Source organism: Microbacterium pollutisoli (assembly GCF_053586795.1).
The window spans coordinates 341244-357459 of the sequence record NZ_JBNYWT010000004.1 but is presented as its reverse complement, the minus strand read 5'-3'; the positions used below and the strand labels follow the sequence as shown (position 1 = coordinate 357459).

At 71.5% G+C, this 16216-nt stretch carries 15 protein-coding genes and 1 riboswitch; of the genes, 6 read left to right on the top strand and 9 right to left on the bottom strand.

The window, feature by feature from the left end:
- Positions 1-115: 115 nt before the first annotated feature.
- Both ACQ143_RS11340 and glyA read right to left on the bottom strand, forming a co-directional pair.
- Positions 116-1000 carry a bifunctional methylenetetrahydrofolate dehydrogenase/methenyltetrahydrofolate cyclohydrolase gene (locus ACQ143_RS11340; protein ID WP_449570795.1) on the bottom strand — a complete coding sequence of 295 codons (885 nt, stop codon included), beginning with the start codon at positions 998-1000 and terminating at the stop codon, positions 116-118.
- Between the two features lie 264 nt (positions 1001-1264).
- Complete coding sequence (glyA, locus tag ACQ143_RS11335) at positions 1265-2539, bottom strand: serine hydroxymethyltransferase (protein WP_449570794.1); 1275 nt, start codon at positions 2537-2539, stop codon at positions 1265-1267.
- 67 nt (positions 2540-2606) lie between these two features.
- Positions 2607-2689, bottom strand: a riboswitch (ZMP/ZTP riboswitch).
- Between the two features lie 81 nt (positions 2690-2770).
- Between glyA and ACQ143_RS11330 the strand changes: the two genes are divergently transcribed.
- Genes ACQ143_RS11330 through ACQ143_RS11315 form a run of 4 tightly spaced genes read left to right on the top strand, consistent with a single transcriptional unit; the run spans position 2771 to position 7234 of the window.
- Positions 2771-4288 (top strand): family 20 glycosylhydrolase, encoded by a 1518-nt coding sequence (locus tag ACQ143_RS11330; RefSeq protein WP_449570793.1) that lies wholly within the window; start codon positions 2771-2773, stop codon positions 4286-4288.
- Positions 4285-5421: an N-acetylglucosamine-6-phosphate deacetylase gene (gene nagA / locus ACQ143_RS11325; protein WP_449570792.1), complete on the top strand. Its 1137-nt coding sequence runs from the start codon at positions 4285-4287 to the stop codon at positions 5419-5421. Before ACQ143_RS11330 ends, nagA begins: the two co-directional genes overlap by 4 nt.
- 35 nt (positions 5422-5456) lie before the next feature.
- Positions 5457-5855: a YrdB family protein gene (locus ACQ143_RS11320; protein ID WP_449570791.1), complete on the top strand. Its 399-nt coding sequence runs from the start codon at positions 5457-5459 to the stop codon at positions 5853-5855.
- The gene (locus ACQ143_RS11315; protein ID WP_449570790.1) at positions 5852-7234 is read left to right on the top strand and encodes an FAD-binding oxidoreductase; all 1383 of its coding nucleotides are present in this window, start codon (positions 5852-5854) and stop codon (positions 7232-7234) included. Before ACQ143_RS11320 ends, ACQ143_RS11315 begins: the two co-directional genes overlap by 4 nt.
- Positions 7235-7291: 57 nt before the next feature.
- Here ACQ143_RS11315 and ACQ143_RS11310 read toward each other — a convergent pair whose 3' ends face one another.
- The 7 genes from ACQ143_RS11310 to ACQ143_RS11280 form a co-directional block, all read right to left on the bottom strand.
- Positions 7292-7954 carry a hypothetical protein gene (locus ACQ143_RS11310; protein ID WP_449570789.1) on the bottom strand — a complete coding sequence of 221 codons (663 nt, stop codon included), beginning with the start codon at positions 7952-7954 and terminating at the stop codon, positions 7292-7294.
- Positions 7955-7974: 20 nt separating this feature from the next.
- Positions 7975-8754, bottom strand: a complete 780-nt coding sequence (locus ACQ143_RS11305; RefSeq protein WP_449570788.1) for a glucosamine-6-phosphate deaminase — start codon at positions 8752-8754, stop codon at positions 7975-7977.
- Entirely contained in the window at positions 8747-9679 is a 933-nt protein-coding gene (locus tag ACQ143_RS11300) for an ROK family protein (protein ID WP_449570787.1), read from the bottom strand. Before ACQ143_RS11300 ends, ACQ143_RS11305 begins: the two co-directional genes overlap by 8 nt.
- Positions 9679-10626 carry a carbohydrate ABC transporter permease gene (locus ACQ143_RS11295; protein WP_449570786.1) on the bottom strand — a complete coding sequence of 316 codons (948 nt, stop codon included), beginning with the start codon at positions 10624-10626 and terminating at the stop codon, positions 9679-9681. The genes ACQ143_RS11300 and ACQ143_RS11295 overlap by 1 nt, the downstream gene beginning before the upstream one ends.
- On the bottom strand, positions 10623-11579 hold the full coding sequence (locus tag ACQ143_RS11290; RefSeq protein ID WP_449570785.1) for a carbohydrate ABC transporter permease: 957 nt from the start codon (positions 11577-11579) through the stop codon (positions 10623-10625). Before ACQ143_RS11290 ends, ACQ143_RS11295 begins: the two co-directional genes overlap by 4 nt.
- A 73-nt stretch (positions 11580-11652) precedes the next feature.
- Entirely contained in the window at positions 11653-12918 is a 1266-nt protein-coding gene (locus tag ACQ143_RS11285) for an extracellular solute-binding protein (RefSeq protein WP_449570784.1), read from the bottom strand.
- 66 nt (positions 12919-12984) lie between these two features.
- Complete coding sequence (locus ACQ143_RS11280) at positions 12985-14148, bottom strand: ROK family transcriptional regulator (protein ID WP_449570783.1); 1164 nt, start codon at positions 14146-14148, stop codon at positions 12985-12987.
- Positions 14149-14265: 117 nt separating this feature from the next.
- Between ACQ143_RS11280 and ACQ143_RS11275 the strand changes: the two genes are divergently transcribed.
- Entirely contained in the window at positions 14266-14694 is a 429-nt protein-coding gene (locus ACQ143_RS11275) for a hypothetical protein (RefSeq protein ID WP_449570782.1), read from the top strand.
- 79 nt (positions 14695-14773) lie between these two features.
- A complete protein-coding gene (locus ACQ143_RS11270; protein ID WP_449570781.1) occupies positions 14774-16186 on the top strand; it encodes a L,D-transpeptidase family protein in 1413 nt (470 codons plus the stop codon).
- Positions 16187-16216 lie beyond the last annotated feature (30 nt).

Genomic DNA, 16216 nt, shown 5'->3' with positions numbered 1-16216 from the left:
AGTGCCTGAGCCGCACACCCGCACTTCGGGTCAGCAGAACGCGCGGACGCCTTGCTCGGCTGACCCGATACGCGAGTCGCTGAGCCGCACACCCGCATTTCGGGTCAGCAGAACCTCACCCGCGGGCCGCGCGCTCGGCGGCCTCGACGACGTTGGTCAGCAGCAGGGCCACGGTCATCGGGCCCACGCCGCCGGGATTCGGCGACAGATAGCCCGCCACCTCGGCCACATCGGGGTGGATGTCGCCGTACACGACCGACTTCCCGGTCTCCGGGTCGGTCTCACGGGTCACACCTACGTCGAGCACCGCGGCGCCCGGCTTCACGTCCTCGGCGCGCACGAGGTGCTTGACTCCCGCAGCGCCCACGATCACATCCGCCTCGCGCAGGTACCGGGGAAGGTCGACGGTGCCGGTGTGGGTCAGGGTGACCGTCGCGTTGAGCTCGCGGCGCGTGAGCAGCAGGCCGATCGAGCGCCCGATGGTGACGCCCCGGCCGACGACCACGACGTGCTTGCCCGTCAGGTCGTAGTCGTTGCGCAGCAGCAGTTCGATCACCCCGCGCGGCGTGCACGGCAGCGGCGTGTCGATCGGGCCGTTGACGTTGAGCACAAGGCGGCCGAGGTTGGTCGGGTGCAGGCCGTCGGCATCCTTGGCCGGGTCGATCCGCTCGAGGATCGCGTCGGTGTCGAGGTGCTTGGGCAGCGGCAGCTGCACGATGTAACCGTGGCATGCGGGGTCGGCGTTCAGCTCGTCGATGAGAGCCTCGACCTCGGCCTGCGTGGCATCCGCGGGCAGCTCGCGCTGGATGGAGTTCATCCCGAGCTCCTCCGACTGCCGGTGCTTCATTCCGACGTAGAGCTGGGATGCCGGGTCCGCACCGACCAGCACGGTCGCGATGCCGGGGACGACACCCCGCGCCTTCAGGGCTGCGATGCGTTCACGCAGCTCGTCCTTGATGGCGGCCGAAGTCGCCTTGCCGTCCAGTCGGATCGCAGTCATGGGGTGGGTTCCTTTCGGGTGTCACATCCAGGCTGACATGAGAACCATGCCATGCGCGCGCGGCGCGCACGGCCGCGAGTTTCTCCTATCGGAAAGCCGGTCTGCCCGCGCCGCCCAGGCTGCCTCCCGTCGGCGAGAGAACAACCGGCGGCCGAGAGTGCGGGGTTCACCCGTTCTCTCGGCGCTCCAATGTTCTCTCGCGGTACGGAGGCAGTTCCCGCGAGCCGGGCGACTCGTGCGCGCGGCGCGCAGCGCGGCCGGGGCTTACTGCTGGAGGCCGGGGTAGAGCGGGAACGCGGCGGTCAGCGCGGCCACGCGCGTGCGCAGGGCCTCGACGTCGGCGCCCGGCAGCAGTGCGAGCGCGATGATGTCGGCGACCTCGGTGAACTCGGCGTCGCCGAAGCCGCGGGTGGCCAGCGCCGGCGTGCCGATGCGCAGCCCCGAGGTGACCATCGGCGGCCGCGGGTCGTTGGGCACCGCGTTGCGGTTCACCGTGATGTGGATCTCGTGCAGCAGGTCTTCGGCCTGCTTGCCGTCTATCGCCGCGTTGCGCAGGTCGACGAGCACGAGGTGCACGTCGGTGCCGCCGGAGCGGACCGTGATGCCGGCATCGGCCACATCCTGCTGTGACAGGCGTTCAGCCAGCAGCGCGGCGCCGCGCACCGTGCGCTCCTGGCGCTCCTTGAACGCGTCGGTCGCGGCGAGCTTGAACGCCGTGGCCTTCGCGGCGATGACGTGCATGAGCGGACCGCCCTGCTGGCCCGGGAACACCGCGGTGTTGATCTTCTTGGCGATCTCGGCGTCATTGGTCAGGATGAAGCCCGAGCGCGGGCCGCCGATCGTCTTGTGCACGGTCGACGAGACGACGTGCGCGTGCGGCACCGGATTGGGGTGCAGGCCCGCGGCGACGAGGCCGGCGAAGTGCGCCATGTCCACCCACAGCAGCGCGCCGACCTCGTCGGCGATGGCGCGGAACTCGGCGAAGTCGAGCTGCCGCGGGTAGGCCGACCAGCCGGCGATGATCACCTTCGGCTTGTGCTCCTGCGCGAGGCGGCGCACTTCGGCCATGTCGATGATCGAGGTGTCGGGGTCGACGCCGTAGGTGACGATGTTGTAGAGCCGGCCCGAGAAGTTGATCTTCATGCCGTGGGTGAGGTGGCCGCCCTGGTCGAGCGACAGGCCCAGCAGCGTGTCGCCGGGGCGGGCGATCGCATGCAGGACGGCGGCGTTGGCCGAGGCGCCGGAGTGCGGCTGGACGTTCGCGAACGCCGAGCCGAACAGTGCCTTGGCGCGCTCGATCGCGAGCTCTTCGGCGACGTCGACCTCTTCGCAGCCGCCGTAGTAGCGGCGGCCCGGGTACCCCTCGGCGTACTTGTTGGTCAGCACCGAGCCCTGCGACTGCAGGACCGAGACGGGCACGAAGTTCTCGGAGGCGATCATCTCGAGATAGCCGCGCTGGCGGTCGAGCTCGCGCTCGAGCACCTGGGCGATCTCAGGGTCGGCCTCGGCGAGCGGGGCGTTGAAAAGGGAATCGGTCATGCGATCTCCTGGGTGGCTGGTGTGATGCGGGTTTCGAGGGTCACCGTCGGCAGGCGGCGGCGTATCGAGCCCCGGCCCAGGCGTGCGGCCGAATGCCATGCGGTCGCTTCCCGGTGGTGGTCCACCTCAACGCCAGTCGCGACCCTCCGAGCATAACGGATGCCGGGGCACCGACCACAGCACATCGGAACGGCCTTTCACCGCGTCACGGTATTTGTTAGGGTTCCTTACATGACTGTCCCGGTCCCCCGGTCACTGACGACCGTCCCTGCCGCCGCGTTCGCCCTCACCTCCGGCACCGTCATCGCCGGCGAGTCTGACGCCGGCGCCGTTCTGAGCGACCTCCTCCGCATCCGCACGGCTCTCGCTCCGGCATCCTCCGACAACGGCCCCGGCGACGGCGACGGCGCCATCACGCTGAGGACCACCGGCAGCGGCACGCCCGAGTCGTACCGCATCGCGGTGTCTGAGCACCGGGTCACCGTCACCGGCGCCGACGCCGCCGGCCTGTTCTACGGCGTGCACACCCTCGTGCAGCTGATCGAGCGCGCCGGCGAGGGGTGGATCATCCCGGCCGTCGAGATCGACGACGCCCCGCGCTTCGCCTACCGCGGCGTCATGCTCGATGTGGCCCGCCACTTCCACCCCGTCGAGACGGTGAAGGCGTACATCGACCGCGCCGCGAGTCTCAAGTTCAACCACCTGCACCTGCACCTCACCGACGACCAGGGGTGGCGGCTGCACGTGGCCTCCCGCCCGCTGCTGACCGAGCGGTCCTCGGCATCGTCGGTGGGCGGCGATCCGGGCGGCTTCTACAGCGCGGACGACTATCGCGAGATCATCGCGTACGCCGCCCGCCGCCACATGACGGTCGTGCCGGAGATCGACACGCCCGGCCACACCCATGCCGTCTCGCTCGCGTACCCCGGGCTGTGCGAGCAGCCGGTGCTCAGCGACCACATCCGTGAGATCGTGCGCGACCACGGCGGTGCGCTGCCGGTCAACGGCACGGCGTACGACGGGATGGCCGTCGGCTTCTCGTCGCTGAAGATCCACGACGAGGCGACCTACGCGTTCCTGGCCGACGTGCTCGGCGAGGTCGCCGCCCTCACCCCCGGCCCCTACCTGCACGTCGGCGGCGACGAGGCGCTGGGCACCGATCCCGCCGACTTCGCGCTGTTCATGGGCCGGGTCACCCACCTGGTGGCGGATCTCGGCAAGATCCCGGTGACGTGGCACGAGGCCGGTGCAGCCCCGGGACTGGCATCGGCCACCGTCGGCCAGTACTGGGGGTTCGTCACCCCCACCGACGGCTCGGACGCCAAGACCCGCACGTTCGCGACCGGTGGGCCGAAGGTGATCCTGTCGCCCGCCGACGCCGTCTACCTGGACATGAAGTTCGACGAGGCCTCGCCGCTGGGCCTGACCTGGGCGCGGGGCGTGACCTCGGCGCAGCGCGCCTACGAGTGGGAGCCGGCGGCGGTCATCGACGGCATCGGCGAGGCCGACATCCTCGGGGTGGAGGCGCCGCTGTGGACCGAAACGGTGCGCAGCCTCGCCGACATCGACGCCCTCGCCTTCCCGCGCATCGCCGCGGCCGCCGAAGCGGCCTGGTCACCGCCGCTGGGATCCACCCCGGAGCGCACGTGGGAGTCGTTCCGCGTGCGCGCTGGTGCGCTGGGCCCGCTGTGGACCAGCATGGGCATCGGGTACACGCCGCTGGCAGGCATCGAATGGAGCAGCACATGACGACGGTTCTGCACGGCGCGCGCCTGGTCGACGGCGGTGCCGTGACCGACGACGCATGGGTCGCGTTCGCCGACGGGGTGGTCACGGCCACCGGTACCGGTGACGGGTGGCGGTCGGTCGCCGGCGCGGAGGCGGTCGACCTGGCCGGCGCGTGGCTGACGCCGGGGTTCATCGACCTGCACGGTCACGGTGGCGCCGGTGCCGCGTTCGACGACGGCCCCGACGCGATCGCGACCGCCCGGGCGCTGCACCGCGCGCACGGCACCACGCGCGCCGTGCTCTCGCTCGTGACCGCGTCGGTCGACGACATGGCCGCCCGCGCCGCCGTCATCGCCGACCTGGCCGAGGCCGACGCCACGATCCTCGGCTCGCACCTGGAGGGTCCGTTCCTCGATCCCGGGCACAAGGGCGCCCACACCGAGAGCCTGCTGCGCGCCCCCACCCCGGCGGCCGTCGCCCGGCTGCTGGACGCCGGCCGCGGCACGATCCGGCAGGTGACGCTCGCTCCGGAACTCGACGGGGGACTCGCCGCGGTGGGCAGCTTCATGGATGCCGGGGTCGTCGTGGCCGTGGGCCACACCGCCGCGACCGAGGCCCAGGCACAGGCCGCCTTCGACGCTGGTGCGACGCTGCTCACCCACGCCTTCAACGCGATGCCCGGCATCCATCACCGCGCGCCCGGCCCGATCGTGGCCGCGATGCGCGACGCGCGGGTGACCCTGGAAGTGATCGCCGACGGCGTCCACGTGCACCCCGACGTCATCGCCCTCGCCTTCGGCGCCGCACCCGACCGGATCGCGCTGGTCACCGATGCGATGGCGGCCACCGGGGTGGGCGATGGGCGTTACGTGCTGGGCGGGCTCGCCGTGACCGTCACCGACGGGACCGCGCGGCTCGACGCCGGCGGCGCCATCGCCGGCTCGACGCTGACCCAAGATGCCGCACTGCGCACGGCCGTGGCCGCCGGCATCCCCCTGGCCGCGGCGGTGGCGGCGCTGACGACGGTGCCGGCGCGGGTCCTGGGATTAGAGGACAGATACGGCGCGCTGCGCCCCGGCCATGCCGCCGACGCCGTGGTGCTCGACGCCGATCTGGCCGTGACTGCCGTCTGGGTCGACGGCGTCCGGATCTGATCGGCGGCCGCACCCGGCCGACGTAGACTGGGGACATGGCCGATCTCCCCCACGTGCGCCCGGAAAAGCCGGCCGAACCCGCTCCCGGAACCGTCCCGGCGCTGACCGCCGTCGACGTCGTCGCGTTCCTGGTCGCGCTGTTCGCCGTCGGCACCCTGGCCTTCTGGGGCTTCGTCTCCTGGCCGCTCCCGTGGAGCATCGTCGCGGGCATCGGCGCTCCGCTGCTGGCCGTCGCCGTGTGGGCACTATTCGTCTCCCCGCGTGCCATGATCCCGGTGCACCCGTTCGTGCGCGCCTTCGTCGAGCTGCTCGTCTACGCCGCCGCGACGGCCGCCTGGTGGGACCTCGGCAACGCCTGGGTGGGCCTCGCCTTCGCCGTGGTCGCTGTGGCCGTCGGGCTCGTCACCGGCCGGCGCCGCCTGACCGCGTCGTGACCGCCCCGCTCTCGACCGACGTCGTCGCGCTGCTGCGCGCCGAGCTCGGCGAGCGCGTCGACGTCACGCCCGCGAGTCTCGAGGCCGTGCGCGCCGACAAGTCCGGTCACGCGGCGGCCGGCCGGCCGCTCGCCGTCGTCCACGCCGCCTCGGTCGCCGACGTGCAGGCCACCATGCGCATCGCGCACGCCACCGGCACCCCCGTCGTCACCCGGGGCGCGGGCACCGGCCTGGCCGGCGGCGCGAACACGGGCGCCGGTGAGATCGCCCTGTCGGTGCGCGGCATGGACCGGATCCTCGAGGTGCGCCCCGACGATCTGCTCGCGGTCGTCGAGCCCGGCATCATCAACGCCGACCTCAACGACACCCTGGCCGCACACGGGTTGTGGTGGGCGCCCGACCCGGCCAGCCGGGACATCGCGACGGTGGGCGGCAACATCGCCACCGGTGCGGGCGGCCTGCTGTGCACCAAGTACGGGGTCGTGCGCGACGCGGTGCTCGGCGTCGACCTCGTGCTCGCCGACGGCCGACTGCTGAAGCTCGGCCACCGCAGCATCAAGGGCGTGACCGGACTCGACCTCACCTCGCTCGTGATCGGCTCCGAGGGCACCCTCGGCGTCATCGTCGGCGCCACGCTCAAGCTGCGCCGTCTCGTGCCCGGCGAGGTGTGCACGATCGTCGCCACCTTCCCCGATGTGCGCTCCGCAGCCGTCGGCTCCGCCGCAGTGACCGCCGCCGGCCTCCAGCCCGCGATCATGGAGCTCATGGATGCCGCCTGCCTGGAGGCCGTGCATGCCCTGCTCGGCTTGGCGGCCCCGCCGGCCGGTCAGGCACAGCTGACCCTGCAGACCGACGGTCCCGCGGCGATCGTCGAAGCCGGTGCCATCGGCACCGTGCTGCGTGACGTGGGCGGCACCGTCACCGTCTCGCATGATCGCGCGGAAGGAGAGCGGCTGCTCGCGATCCGGCGCGCGATGCATCCCGCCATGGAGACGCTGGGCACCACGCTCATCGAAGACGTGTCGGTGCCCCGCAGCGCCCTGCCGGCGATGTTCGACGAGATCGCACGCATCGAGCAGGCCTACGGCATCCGCATCCCGACCGTGGCGCACGCCGGCGACGGCAACCTGCACCCGAACTTCGTGTTCTCCGGCCCCGACGTGCCGCCCGAGATCTGGGACGCGGCGGACGATCTGTTCCACGCCGCGCTGCGCCTGGGCGGCACGCTCACCGGCGAGCACGGCATCGGCGTCCTCAAGCGTCGCTGGCTGGCCGACGAGCTGGGCGAGGACCAGTGGGAGCTGCAGCGTCAGATCACCCGGGTGTTCGACCCCACCGGCATCCTCAACCCCGGCAAGGTGTTCGCGCCCCGACCGTGATCGCCGGCGTGACGAGCGCTAACCCGACCGTCTCGTCGTGACGGGCGGCTGCCGCCGTCACGCTTCCGGCGGATACACGCGCACCGCGCCCACCCGACGCGGCGTGAGGCCGAGGACGATCGCCAGGATCCCGAGCAGCACGGGCACGAGGACCGTGAGCATCGATTGCAACTGCAGCAGCGGCAACACCACCTGCATCCCGTCCGACCCCAGCGCGACGGCCACGACCTGCGTCGACAGCAAGGAGCCGACGACGACCGCGAGCCCCCAGGCCGGTGCCCAGCGCCACCGCCCCGGCACGACCCCGGCGCGGCCGATCGCCACGACCGAGCCCAGCGCGGCGGCCAGCCACACCACGGCGGCGACCGTGGCCCACACGGCGTACGCCTCGAATTCGGCTGCAGTGCTGGCCGAGGCGGGCACCAGCAGCCCACCGATCGCGTCGAGCACCGGCCACGCCGCCAGCACGAGCAGCGCGACGATCCCCGGCATCCGACCCGCGACGACCGACCCGCGACCGCGCAGTCCGAGCGCGAACAGCACCAGCGCCGCGGCGAACACCGCCGACCCGAGCCAGAAGCCGACCTGCCGAGCACCGGGCATCGCCTCGAACCCGGTCATCATGCTCAGCTGCAGCAGCGCGCTGCCGATGAGCAGCCCGCCGCCCCACGCCCAGGCGGTCACGGGTGCGGACGGAGTGGCGGACGCGGCCGAGGTCATGCCGACGAGCCGGGTGCGACCTACAGGCCCTGCCAGGCCGGCTTGTTCGCGTACGCGTAGCGGTAGTAGTCGGCGTCCGCCAGCTGCGAGGCGGCCGCCTCGTCGACGACGACCGTCACGTGCGGGTGCAGCTGGATCGCCGAACCCGGGAGCGACGCGGTGATCGGCCCCTCTACCGCTCCGGCCACGGCGGCGGCCTTGTTCTCACCGAACGCGAGCAGGAACAGGTGCCGTGCCTCGAGGATCGTGCCGAGCCCCTGGGTGATGCAGTGCATGGGCACCTCGTCGATCGAGTCGAAGAACCGGGCGTTGTCGGCCCGGGTCTGCTCGATGAGGGTCTTGACCCGGGTGCGCGAGGCGAACGACGAGCCGGGCTCGTTGAACCCGATGTGGCCGGAGGTGCCGATGCCGAGGATCTGCAGGTCGATGCCGCCGGCTTCGGCGATGGCCCGGTCGTAGTCGTCGCCGGCGTGCTCGATCGTCTCGAGGGAGCCGTCGGGCGTGCGGATCAGGTCGGGGTTCAGCCCGAGCGGTTCGACGACCTCACGGGTGATGACGCTGCGGTAGCTCTCGGGGTGGGCCGGGTCGATGCCCACATACTCGTCGAGGGCGAACCCGCGCACGTGCGACACGTCGACCCCCTCGAGACGGGGGCGCAACGCTTCGTACACCGGCAGCGGTGTCGAGCCGGTCGCCAGCCCCAGCACGGCATCGGGCACACGGCGGATCAGCGCCGCGATCTCGTCGGCGACCAGCGCACCGGCCTCCGCGGCGGACGGGACGATGACGACTTCAGCCATGGACGACTGTCTCCTTCAGATGAGTGGGGTCGGCGTCGCCGATCAGGGCGGCGCCCAGTGCCGCGGCAGGTGATCCGGACGGCAATAGCTGCACCCTATCGCCCAGACCCAGCGAACGCATGAACGCGGATGCCGCGGCGCTGGCAGCCAGCTCGTCGAGCACCGGCGTGAGCACGCGCTCGCCCAGCGCGGTGATGCCGCCGCCGAGCACGACCGTGTCGACGTCGGCGGTGAGCACGAGCACCCGCACCGCCGCGGCGACCCCGTAGGCGAAGCCGGCGCGCAGTCGCTGCGCCTCGGTGCTGCCCGCATCGGCGGCGTCGAACACGTCCCGCACCGGCAGCGCACCGCTGCGCCCCCACCGCCGGGCGATCGATCCGCCGCCGCTGAACGCCTCGATGCAGCCGCGCTGCCCGCACGGGCACGGCGGACCGGCGGGGTCGACGGAGATGTGCCCCACCTCGCCGGCGGTGCCGTGGGCGCCGCGCCACAGCCGGCCGTCGCGCACGAGCCCGGCCGCGATGCCGGTGCCGAGGTTCAGGTACGCGATGCTGCCGGCCCCGCCGTGCAACGCCGCCCCGCCGAGCGCGGCCGCCTTCACGTCGTTCTCGGCGCGCACCGGCACCGCGAACACCGGCATCAGCGCCGCCCGCAGATCGAGCATGTCCACCCCGAGGTTCACGGCGTGCCGCACGGTGGCGGTGCCGTCGGCGACCTGGCCGGGGATGCCGACGCCGATCGAGGCGGCCGCCCGCGGGTCGATGCCGACGGCCGCGGCCAGCTCACGCACCGTCTCGACGATGGTGGCGACCACCGCGTCCGGCCCCCAGCCCGTGGCGCGCCGCACCCGCGCGACGATGGCGCCGTCGGGCGTGACGGCCACCGCGTCGGTCTTGGTGCCGCCGACGTCCAGCCCGAACCGCATCAGCCCTTCACCGCTCCCGAGACGAGTCCGCCGGTCATGCGGCCCTGCACGAACAGGAAGAAGACCACCACGGGGATCGCGATCAGGGTCGACCCCGCCATGACCGCACCCCAGTTGGTGGCCTCGGTGGCCGACTGGAACGAGTTCAGCCACGGCATGAGCGTGAGGTTGTATCCACTCATCAGCAGCAGCGCCATCGTGAACTCGTTCCACGCCTGGATGAACGCGAAGATGCCGGTCGACACCAGTCCGGGCGCCAGCAGCGGGAAGGTCACCTTCCAGAACGCCTGCGTCTTGGTGCACCCGTCGATCATGGCGGCCTCCTCCAGGTCGGCGGGCACGCCCGCGACGAAGCCGCGCAGGGTCCAGATCGTGAACGGGATGACGGTGGCGGTGTACACGATGCCCAGACCCAGCAGGGTGTTCATGAGCCGCCAGTCGTCGATCATGCCGTACAGGGTGAACATCATCGCCTCCCCCGGGATCATCTGCACGATCAGGACCGAGACGATGAACCCGCGGCGGCCGCGGAAGTGGAAGCGGGCCACGGCGACGGATGCCAGGAACGCGAACAGGAGCGTCGCCACGAGCACGCCGCCGGTCACGGTGATCGTGCTGACCAGGGCGTGCGGGAAGTCGGTCTGCCCCGGGGCGGCTTCACGGGTCCACGCCGTGACGAAGTTCGCGAACGTCGGCTCGGCGGGGAAGAAGCTGGGGGTGCGGCTGATGATCCGGTTGCTCGGGGTGAGCGCCATGTTCACCATCCAGTAGACGGGGAACACCGAGCACACGATCACCACCAGCGCGGCGATGTTGAGCAGCGTGCGCACCGCGACCTTGCGCGGCGACGGGCGGCGCCGCGGCGGGCGGGCCGGCGCGGGTCCTGCCAGCACCTCGTCGACCCCGACTGTGCCGAGCTGCGTGGCGATGCCGACTTGGGTGCTCACAGCTCCTCCTCCTTCAAGGTGGTGCGGACGTAGCCCCACGACAGGGTCAGCAACAGGATCACCATCACGACGCCGATCGCGCTGGTCACGCCGAACTCGCCCACCCCCTGCCGGAACAGGTAAGTGCCCAGCACGTTGGTCTCGCTGGCGATGCCGCCGCGGGACTGCAGGCCGTACACCTGGGCGAAGATGCGCAGGTTCCAGATGATCTGCAGCACCAGCACCACCGTGAGGACGTTGCGCAGGTACGGGAACACGACCAGGCGGAATCGGCTGAATCCGGTCGCACCGTCGAGCGAGGACGCCTCGAGCACATCGTCGGGCACCTGACCGAGCGCGGCATAGGTGGTGAACGCCACGAACGGGATGCCCTGCCACACGACGATGATGATGAGCACGACGAAGAACGTCCACGGGTTGGCGAGCCAGGGGTGGTTGGTGAAGTCGCTCGTCCCGGTGATCGTGTTGAGCGCGTAGTTGACGACGCCGTACTGGGTGTCGAAGATCCAGCCCCACACGACGGTGGCGGCCAGCGGCGGCATCGCCCACGCCAGCAGGAGCCCGACCGAGACGGTGATGCGCCAGGCGCGGGACAGCCGCGTCATGAGCACCGCGATGAGCACCCCGAGGCCGATGATCAGCGCCGACATCACGACCATGAGGCCGAGGCTGCGCACGAGCACCTCGGGGAACTGCGACGAGGTGAACACTTCGATGTAGTTGTCGAACCCGACGAAGTTCGGCCAGGTGCCCTGCACCTTGTTCTTGATCGAGTAGTCGGTGAACGACTGGTAGACCATCACCCCGGCCGGATAGCCGACCATCACGGTGAGGATGATCACCGCCGGCGACAGCAGCGCCCAGCCGCTGCGGGCATCGCGACGCTGCGCACGTGAGGCGCTTGTGCGCCCCGGTGCGGTCGCGGCGCCCGGCGGCACGATCGTAGCGGTCATTGCGTCTTCTCTCCTGGACGTGGCGAGGGGCCCCGGGGCTGCCGGGACCCCTCGCCGTTCGGCATCCTCCGGCTCAGCCGTTGAGGATGTCCTCGATCTGCGCGTCGAGCGCCGCAGCGATCTCGGCGACGTCACCGCCCTGGGCGATCTTCACGAGCGCGTCGGGGATCGCCAGGGATGCCTCGACCTCGGCCCAGTTCGGGCTGGCGGGCACCGACTTCGACGCGGCTGTGGCCGCCGCGGCGGCCTGCGTGATCTCGTCGTCGGGCAGGTGCGAGGCGAACGACTTCAGCGCGGGGATGAGGCCGTTCTCCGCGAGGATCGACTGGTAGCCCTCCGACAGCATGATCTTCAGCGCGGCACCGGCCATGTCCTTCGCGTCGCTCTTGGCGGCGATGGCGACGTTCGAGCCGCCGGCGAACACCGGCGCGGCCTCGCCTGCGGTCATGCCCGGCAGCGGGAACGCCTGCAGGTCGGCACCGTACGTGTCGGGGCAGCCGGGGTTGTCGGCGTCGGCCGGCGCGAGGATCGACCACTTGACCCAGGACGGCGCCGAGAGGAATCCGATCTCGCCGGCGCAGAACGGCACCTGCGGGTCGGTCTCGTTGCCGTCGGCCGGGGCGACGTTCGCGTTCAGGTAGACGTCCTGCAGCATCTCCAAGCCGGCCAGCGACGCGTCGCTGGAGAACTGCGCGTCCCACGTGTCGCCGTCCTGGACGGCCACTTCGCCGCCGTGGGCCCAGACGAAGGCGAGGGCGTTGTACCAGTCCTTGCCGGGCGCCCAGATGCCCGAGCGGGTGTCGGTCTTGAGTGCCTTCCCGGCCGCGACGTAGTCGGTCAGCGTCGCCGGGATCTCACCACCGGTCACCCCCGTCGACGCGAAAACGATGCGGGAACCGGCGTAGTACGGCACCGCGTACAGGCTGTCGCCCTCGCTGCCCAGCTCGACGAAGCTGGCGAGCATGTCGTCGCCGCCGAGGTCGCCGGCCAGGTCGGTGATGTCCTCGAACAGCCCCTGCGCGATGAAGCCCTGCGCCTGGGTGTTGCCGACCTCGACGATGTCGGGGGCGTCGTTGGACGACAGCGCGGCGACGTACGCCTCGTTGGTGTCGGCCCAGGTCTTCTCCTCGATCGTGAGGGTCCAGCCCTCGTTCTCGTCTTCGAAGGTCGTCTTGAGGTAGTCGCGTGCCGCGTCGGGGGTGTCGGTGCCCACCAGCCACACTTTCACGTCGCCGGTCGGCGCCGCGCCCGGGTCGGCCTCATTGCCGCCGCCCGAGCAGCCGGAGAGCACGACGGCCGAAGCGCCGAGAAGCGCGAGCGCTCCGAGCTTCTTGTTCATGGTGTCTTCCTTCTGTTCTCTTGGTTGTCCAGGGGTCGGGTGGCCCATCCGGGGGGATGACGGGCGTCAGGACACCCCTAGCTGTCCTGACAGGACCATGACGGCGGCTCCGCGCAGGACGATGTCTTCGCCCTGCGCGGTCATCCGCACGCGGATGCCGTCGTGGAAGTGTGCGAGCGTGCGTGTGCGCAGCGTCTGCGCCGTGGCCTCGGCCAGCGGCCCGGCCAGCAGCTCAGCCGGGCCGGAGAGGACGATCTCCGACAGGTCGAGCGCGCCGACGATGGGGGCCAGAGCGATACCGAGCCGTTCGCCGGCGTCGCGCAGCACGGTGGTGGTGTCGGCGCCGGCGGCCGCGACCCGCGCGCCCAACGACGGCGCGGACAGCCAGGCCTCGAGGCAGCCGACCTTGCCGCACGCGCAGGCGGGGCCGCCGTCGGTGGCGACTGTCACGTGGCCGATCTCACCGGCGGCGAATCGGCTGCCGCGCAGCGGCTGGCCGCCGGCGAGCAGGCTCGCGCCGACACCGCGGCCGACCTTGACGAGCATGATGTCGTCACCGGCGCCGCCGAAGGTGTACTCGGCCAGGATCGCGGCGTTGGCGTCGTTCGCGACGACGACCGGCAATTCCAGCGCGGCTCCCAGCACGCCTTCGACGTCGACGTCGGTCCACCCGAAGTTGGGTGCGGCCAGCACCACCCCGCGGTCGTCGACGACACCGGGTGTGCCCACCCCGATCCCCAGTACGGGCGCGTGAGCATCGGCGACGAGGGTGCGGGCCAGCCCCACGACGGTGTCGAGGATCTGCGCGGGGTCGCCGGGAACCGCGGCTTCGTGACGCGCGACGATCTCGCCGTCGAGGGTGAGCACGGCCCCGAGGAAGCGGTCGTTGCCCGACAGGTCGAGGCCGACGATGCGGTGCCCCTCGCGATCGAGGTCGATCAGGATCGCCGGCTTGCCCGGCCCTGTCGTCTCGCGCACGCCGCGTTCGACGACGTAGCCGTCGGAGATGAGCTCCGACACGAGATCGGAGATCGTGACGCGCGTCAGCCCTGTCTCGCGCGACAGATCGGCGCGACTCATCGCCCCGGACTGGAACAGCGTCTGCAGCACGAGGGCGCGGTTGTGCGCGCGGGCGTGCTCGGGCAGCACCTTCGCGGCCGGGCGGAGGGTCCGGCCCCCGGCGAACGAGCGACCGGCGGCGACCTGGGACTCGCGAATGCTGCTCTGCATGTTTGTTAGTAGACCTTACGAATGCCGCGCGCGCAAGCCTCGGCTCCATTTTGCTAGGCGTGTTTACAAAACTGTTACATACACCGGTCGGCGTCGCGGTGACCGACAATGGTGGTCATGCCCCGCCGGTTCCTCGCCCTCTTGGCCCTCCCGCTCGTCCTGGGGCTGGCGGCGTGTGACGACACCGGGGCACCGGAGCCCGACCGCAGCAGCCCGAGCCAATCGGTGAGCGCCGCCTGCGCCGCCGTCGACGAATCCGTCGCCGACGCGGTGGCAGCCCTGGCCGCCGTCGACCCGGCCGACCCGGCCGCGGCCGCCGACGCGATCGCCGAGGTCGCCACGCACCTGGAGACCGCCTCCGCCGGCGTCGTGAACCCGACGGTGGCCGCGCTGCTGCCTGCGATGCAGGACGACCTCGACGCGATCGGCGCCGCCCTGACGGCCATCGCCGCCGGCGATCTGTCACAATCGGCCGAGCTGGCCGCACCGATCGCCGGAATGCAGAAATCGTTCGCCCGGTTCCGGGAGGCATGCGGCAGATCGTGATCAGGTCTTTATCCGCGGTCACGTACCATGAGGGGACGCGGATTCGCGGGATCGGGGGGTGCGCGGCGTGACAGATCTGGTGACCAGAGACGATGCCGACCAGTCGGGGTCGGCGCCGACTCCGCCCCTCGCCTGGGCACCGGCCGAACCGGCGCCGCGCAAACGTCGCCTGGGCCTGTGGATCGGGGTGCCCGCCGCCGTCGCCGTCGTGGGCCTGGTCGCCGGCTCGCTCGTGCTCATCGCCCCGGGCACGGCCGTCGCCGGCACGCCCGTGGGCCTGCACACCTCCGGTGCCGCGACCGACGCCATCACCCACCGCCTCGCCGAGACATCGGTGACGATCGGTGAGGGCGGGCCGACCCTGACCGGCGCCGACCTGGGCGCGAGTGTGGATGCCGGGGCCCTGGCCGCCCGCGCGTTCGACGAGCGTCCGATGTGGAACCTGGGCCAGTGGTTCGGCGACCCGGTCTCGGCCGAGGTCACCCTGGACCCCGAGATGGCCACCGCGGCGCTGCGCGCCGCCGTGCCCGACCTGTTCACCGACCCGGTCGACGCCGCCGTGGGCTTCGACGGCACCGCCTACATCGCCACTCCGGCCGAGCCGGGCACGGGCGTCGACGTCACCGCACTCGAAGCCGCCGTCGAGGCCGCCTTCGCGGCCGGTGAGACCTCGCTCCTGTTCGAGCCCACGGCATCCCCCGTCGAGGCGGCGGCGACCACCGCCGAGGCCGAAGGCACGGCGACGGCGCTCAACGCGATGCTGGCGAAGATCGGCTTCTACGTCGGCGACGAGCGCACCGTGCCGGTTCCGGCGGCCACCGCGGCCCAGTGGCTGACCGTGGCCCCCGACGCGTCGGGCGACTTCGTCATCACCGCCGACGCAGCCCAGATCCAGACGATGGTCGACACGCTGAAGGAGAAGGTCGACCAGGAGCCGATCGACGGCACCGTCATCGTCGACTCCGCCGGCACCGTGCTGGCCACCCCGACGCCGGGGCAGGACGGCCGGGTCCTCGGCGACGCCGACGGCATCGCGCGCGCTTTCGCTGACCAGCTCGCCACCGGCGACCCGGTGTACCAGCTGCCGGTCGAGGTCACCGCGCACACCATGGCCGAGTCGGTGCGGCTGCTCGAGGTCGATCTCAGCGAGCAGCGCCTGTACGTCAAGGAGAACGGCGCCGTCATCGACTCCTGGCTCATCTCCAGCGGACTCGACATCTCCCCCACCTATCAGGGGCACTACACCATCAACTGGCACGTGCGGTCGCAGACCATGCGGGCCTCCGACCCGGACAACCCGTACTGGAACTACGAGGTCCCCAACGTCGAGTGGGTCATGTACTTCAACGGCGACCAGGCGTTCCACGGCATCTACTGGCACAACAACTTCGGCAACCAGATGAGCCACGGATGCGTGGGCATGCCCAACTGGCGTGCGCAGCAGATCTACAACTGGGCGCCCGACGGCGTCGAGGTGTGGATCCACGCCTGACCCCGGCATCCCCGCCGGCCCGCACGTCGG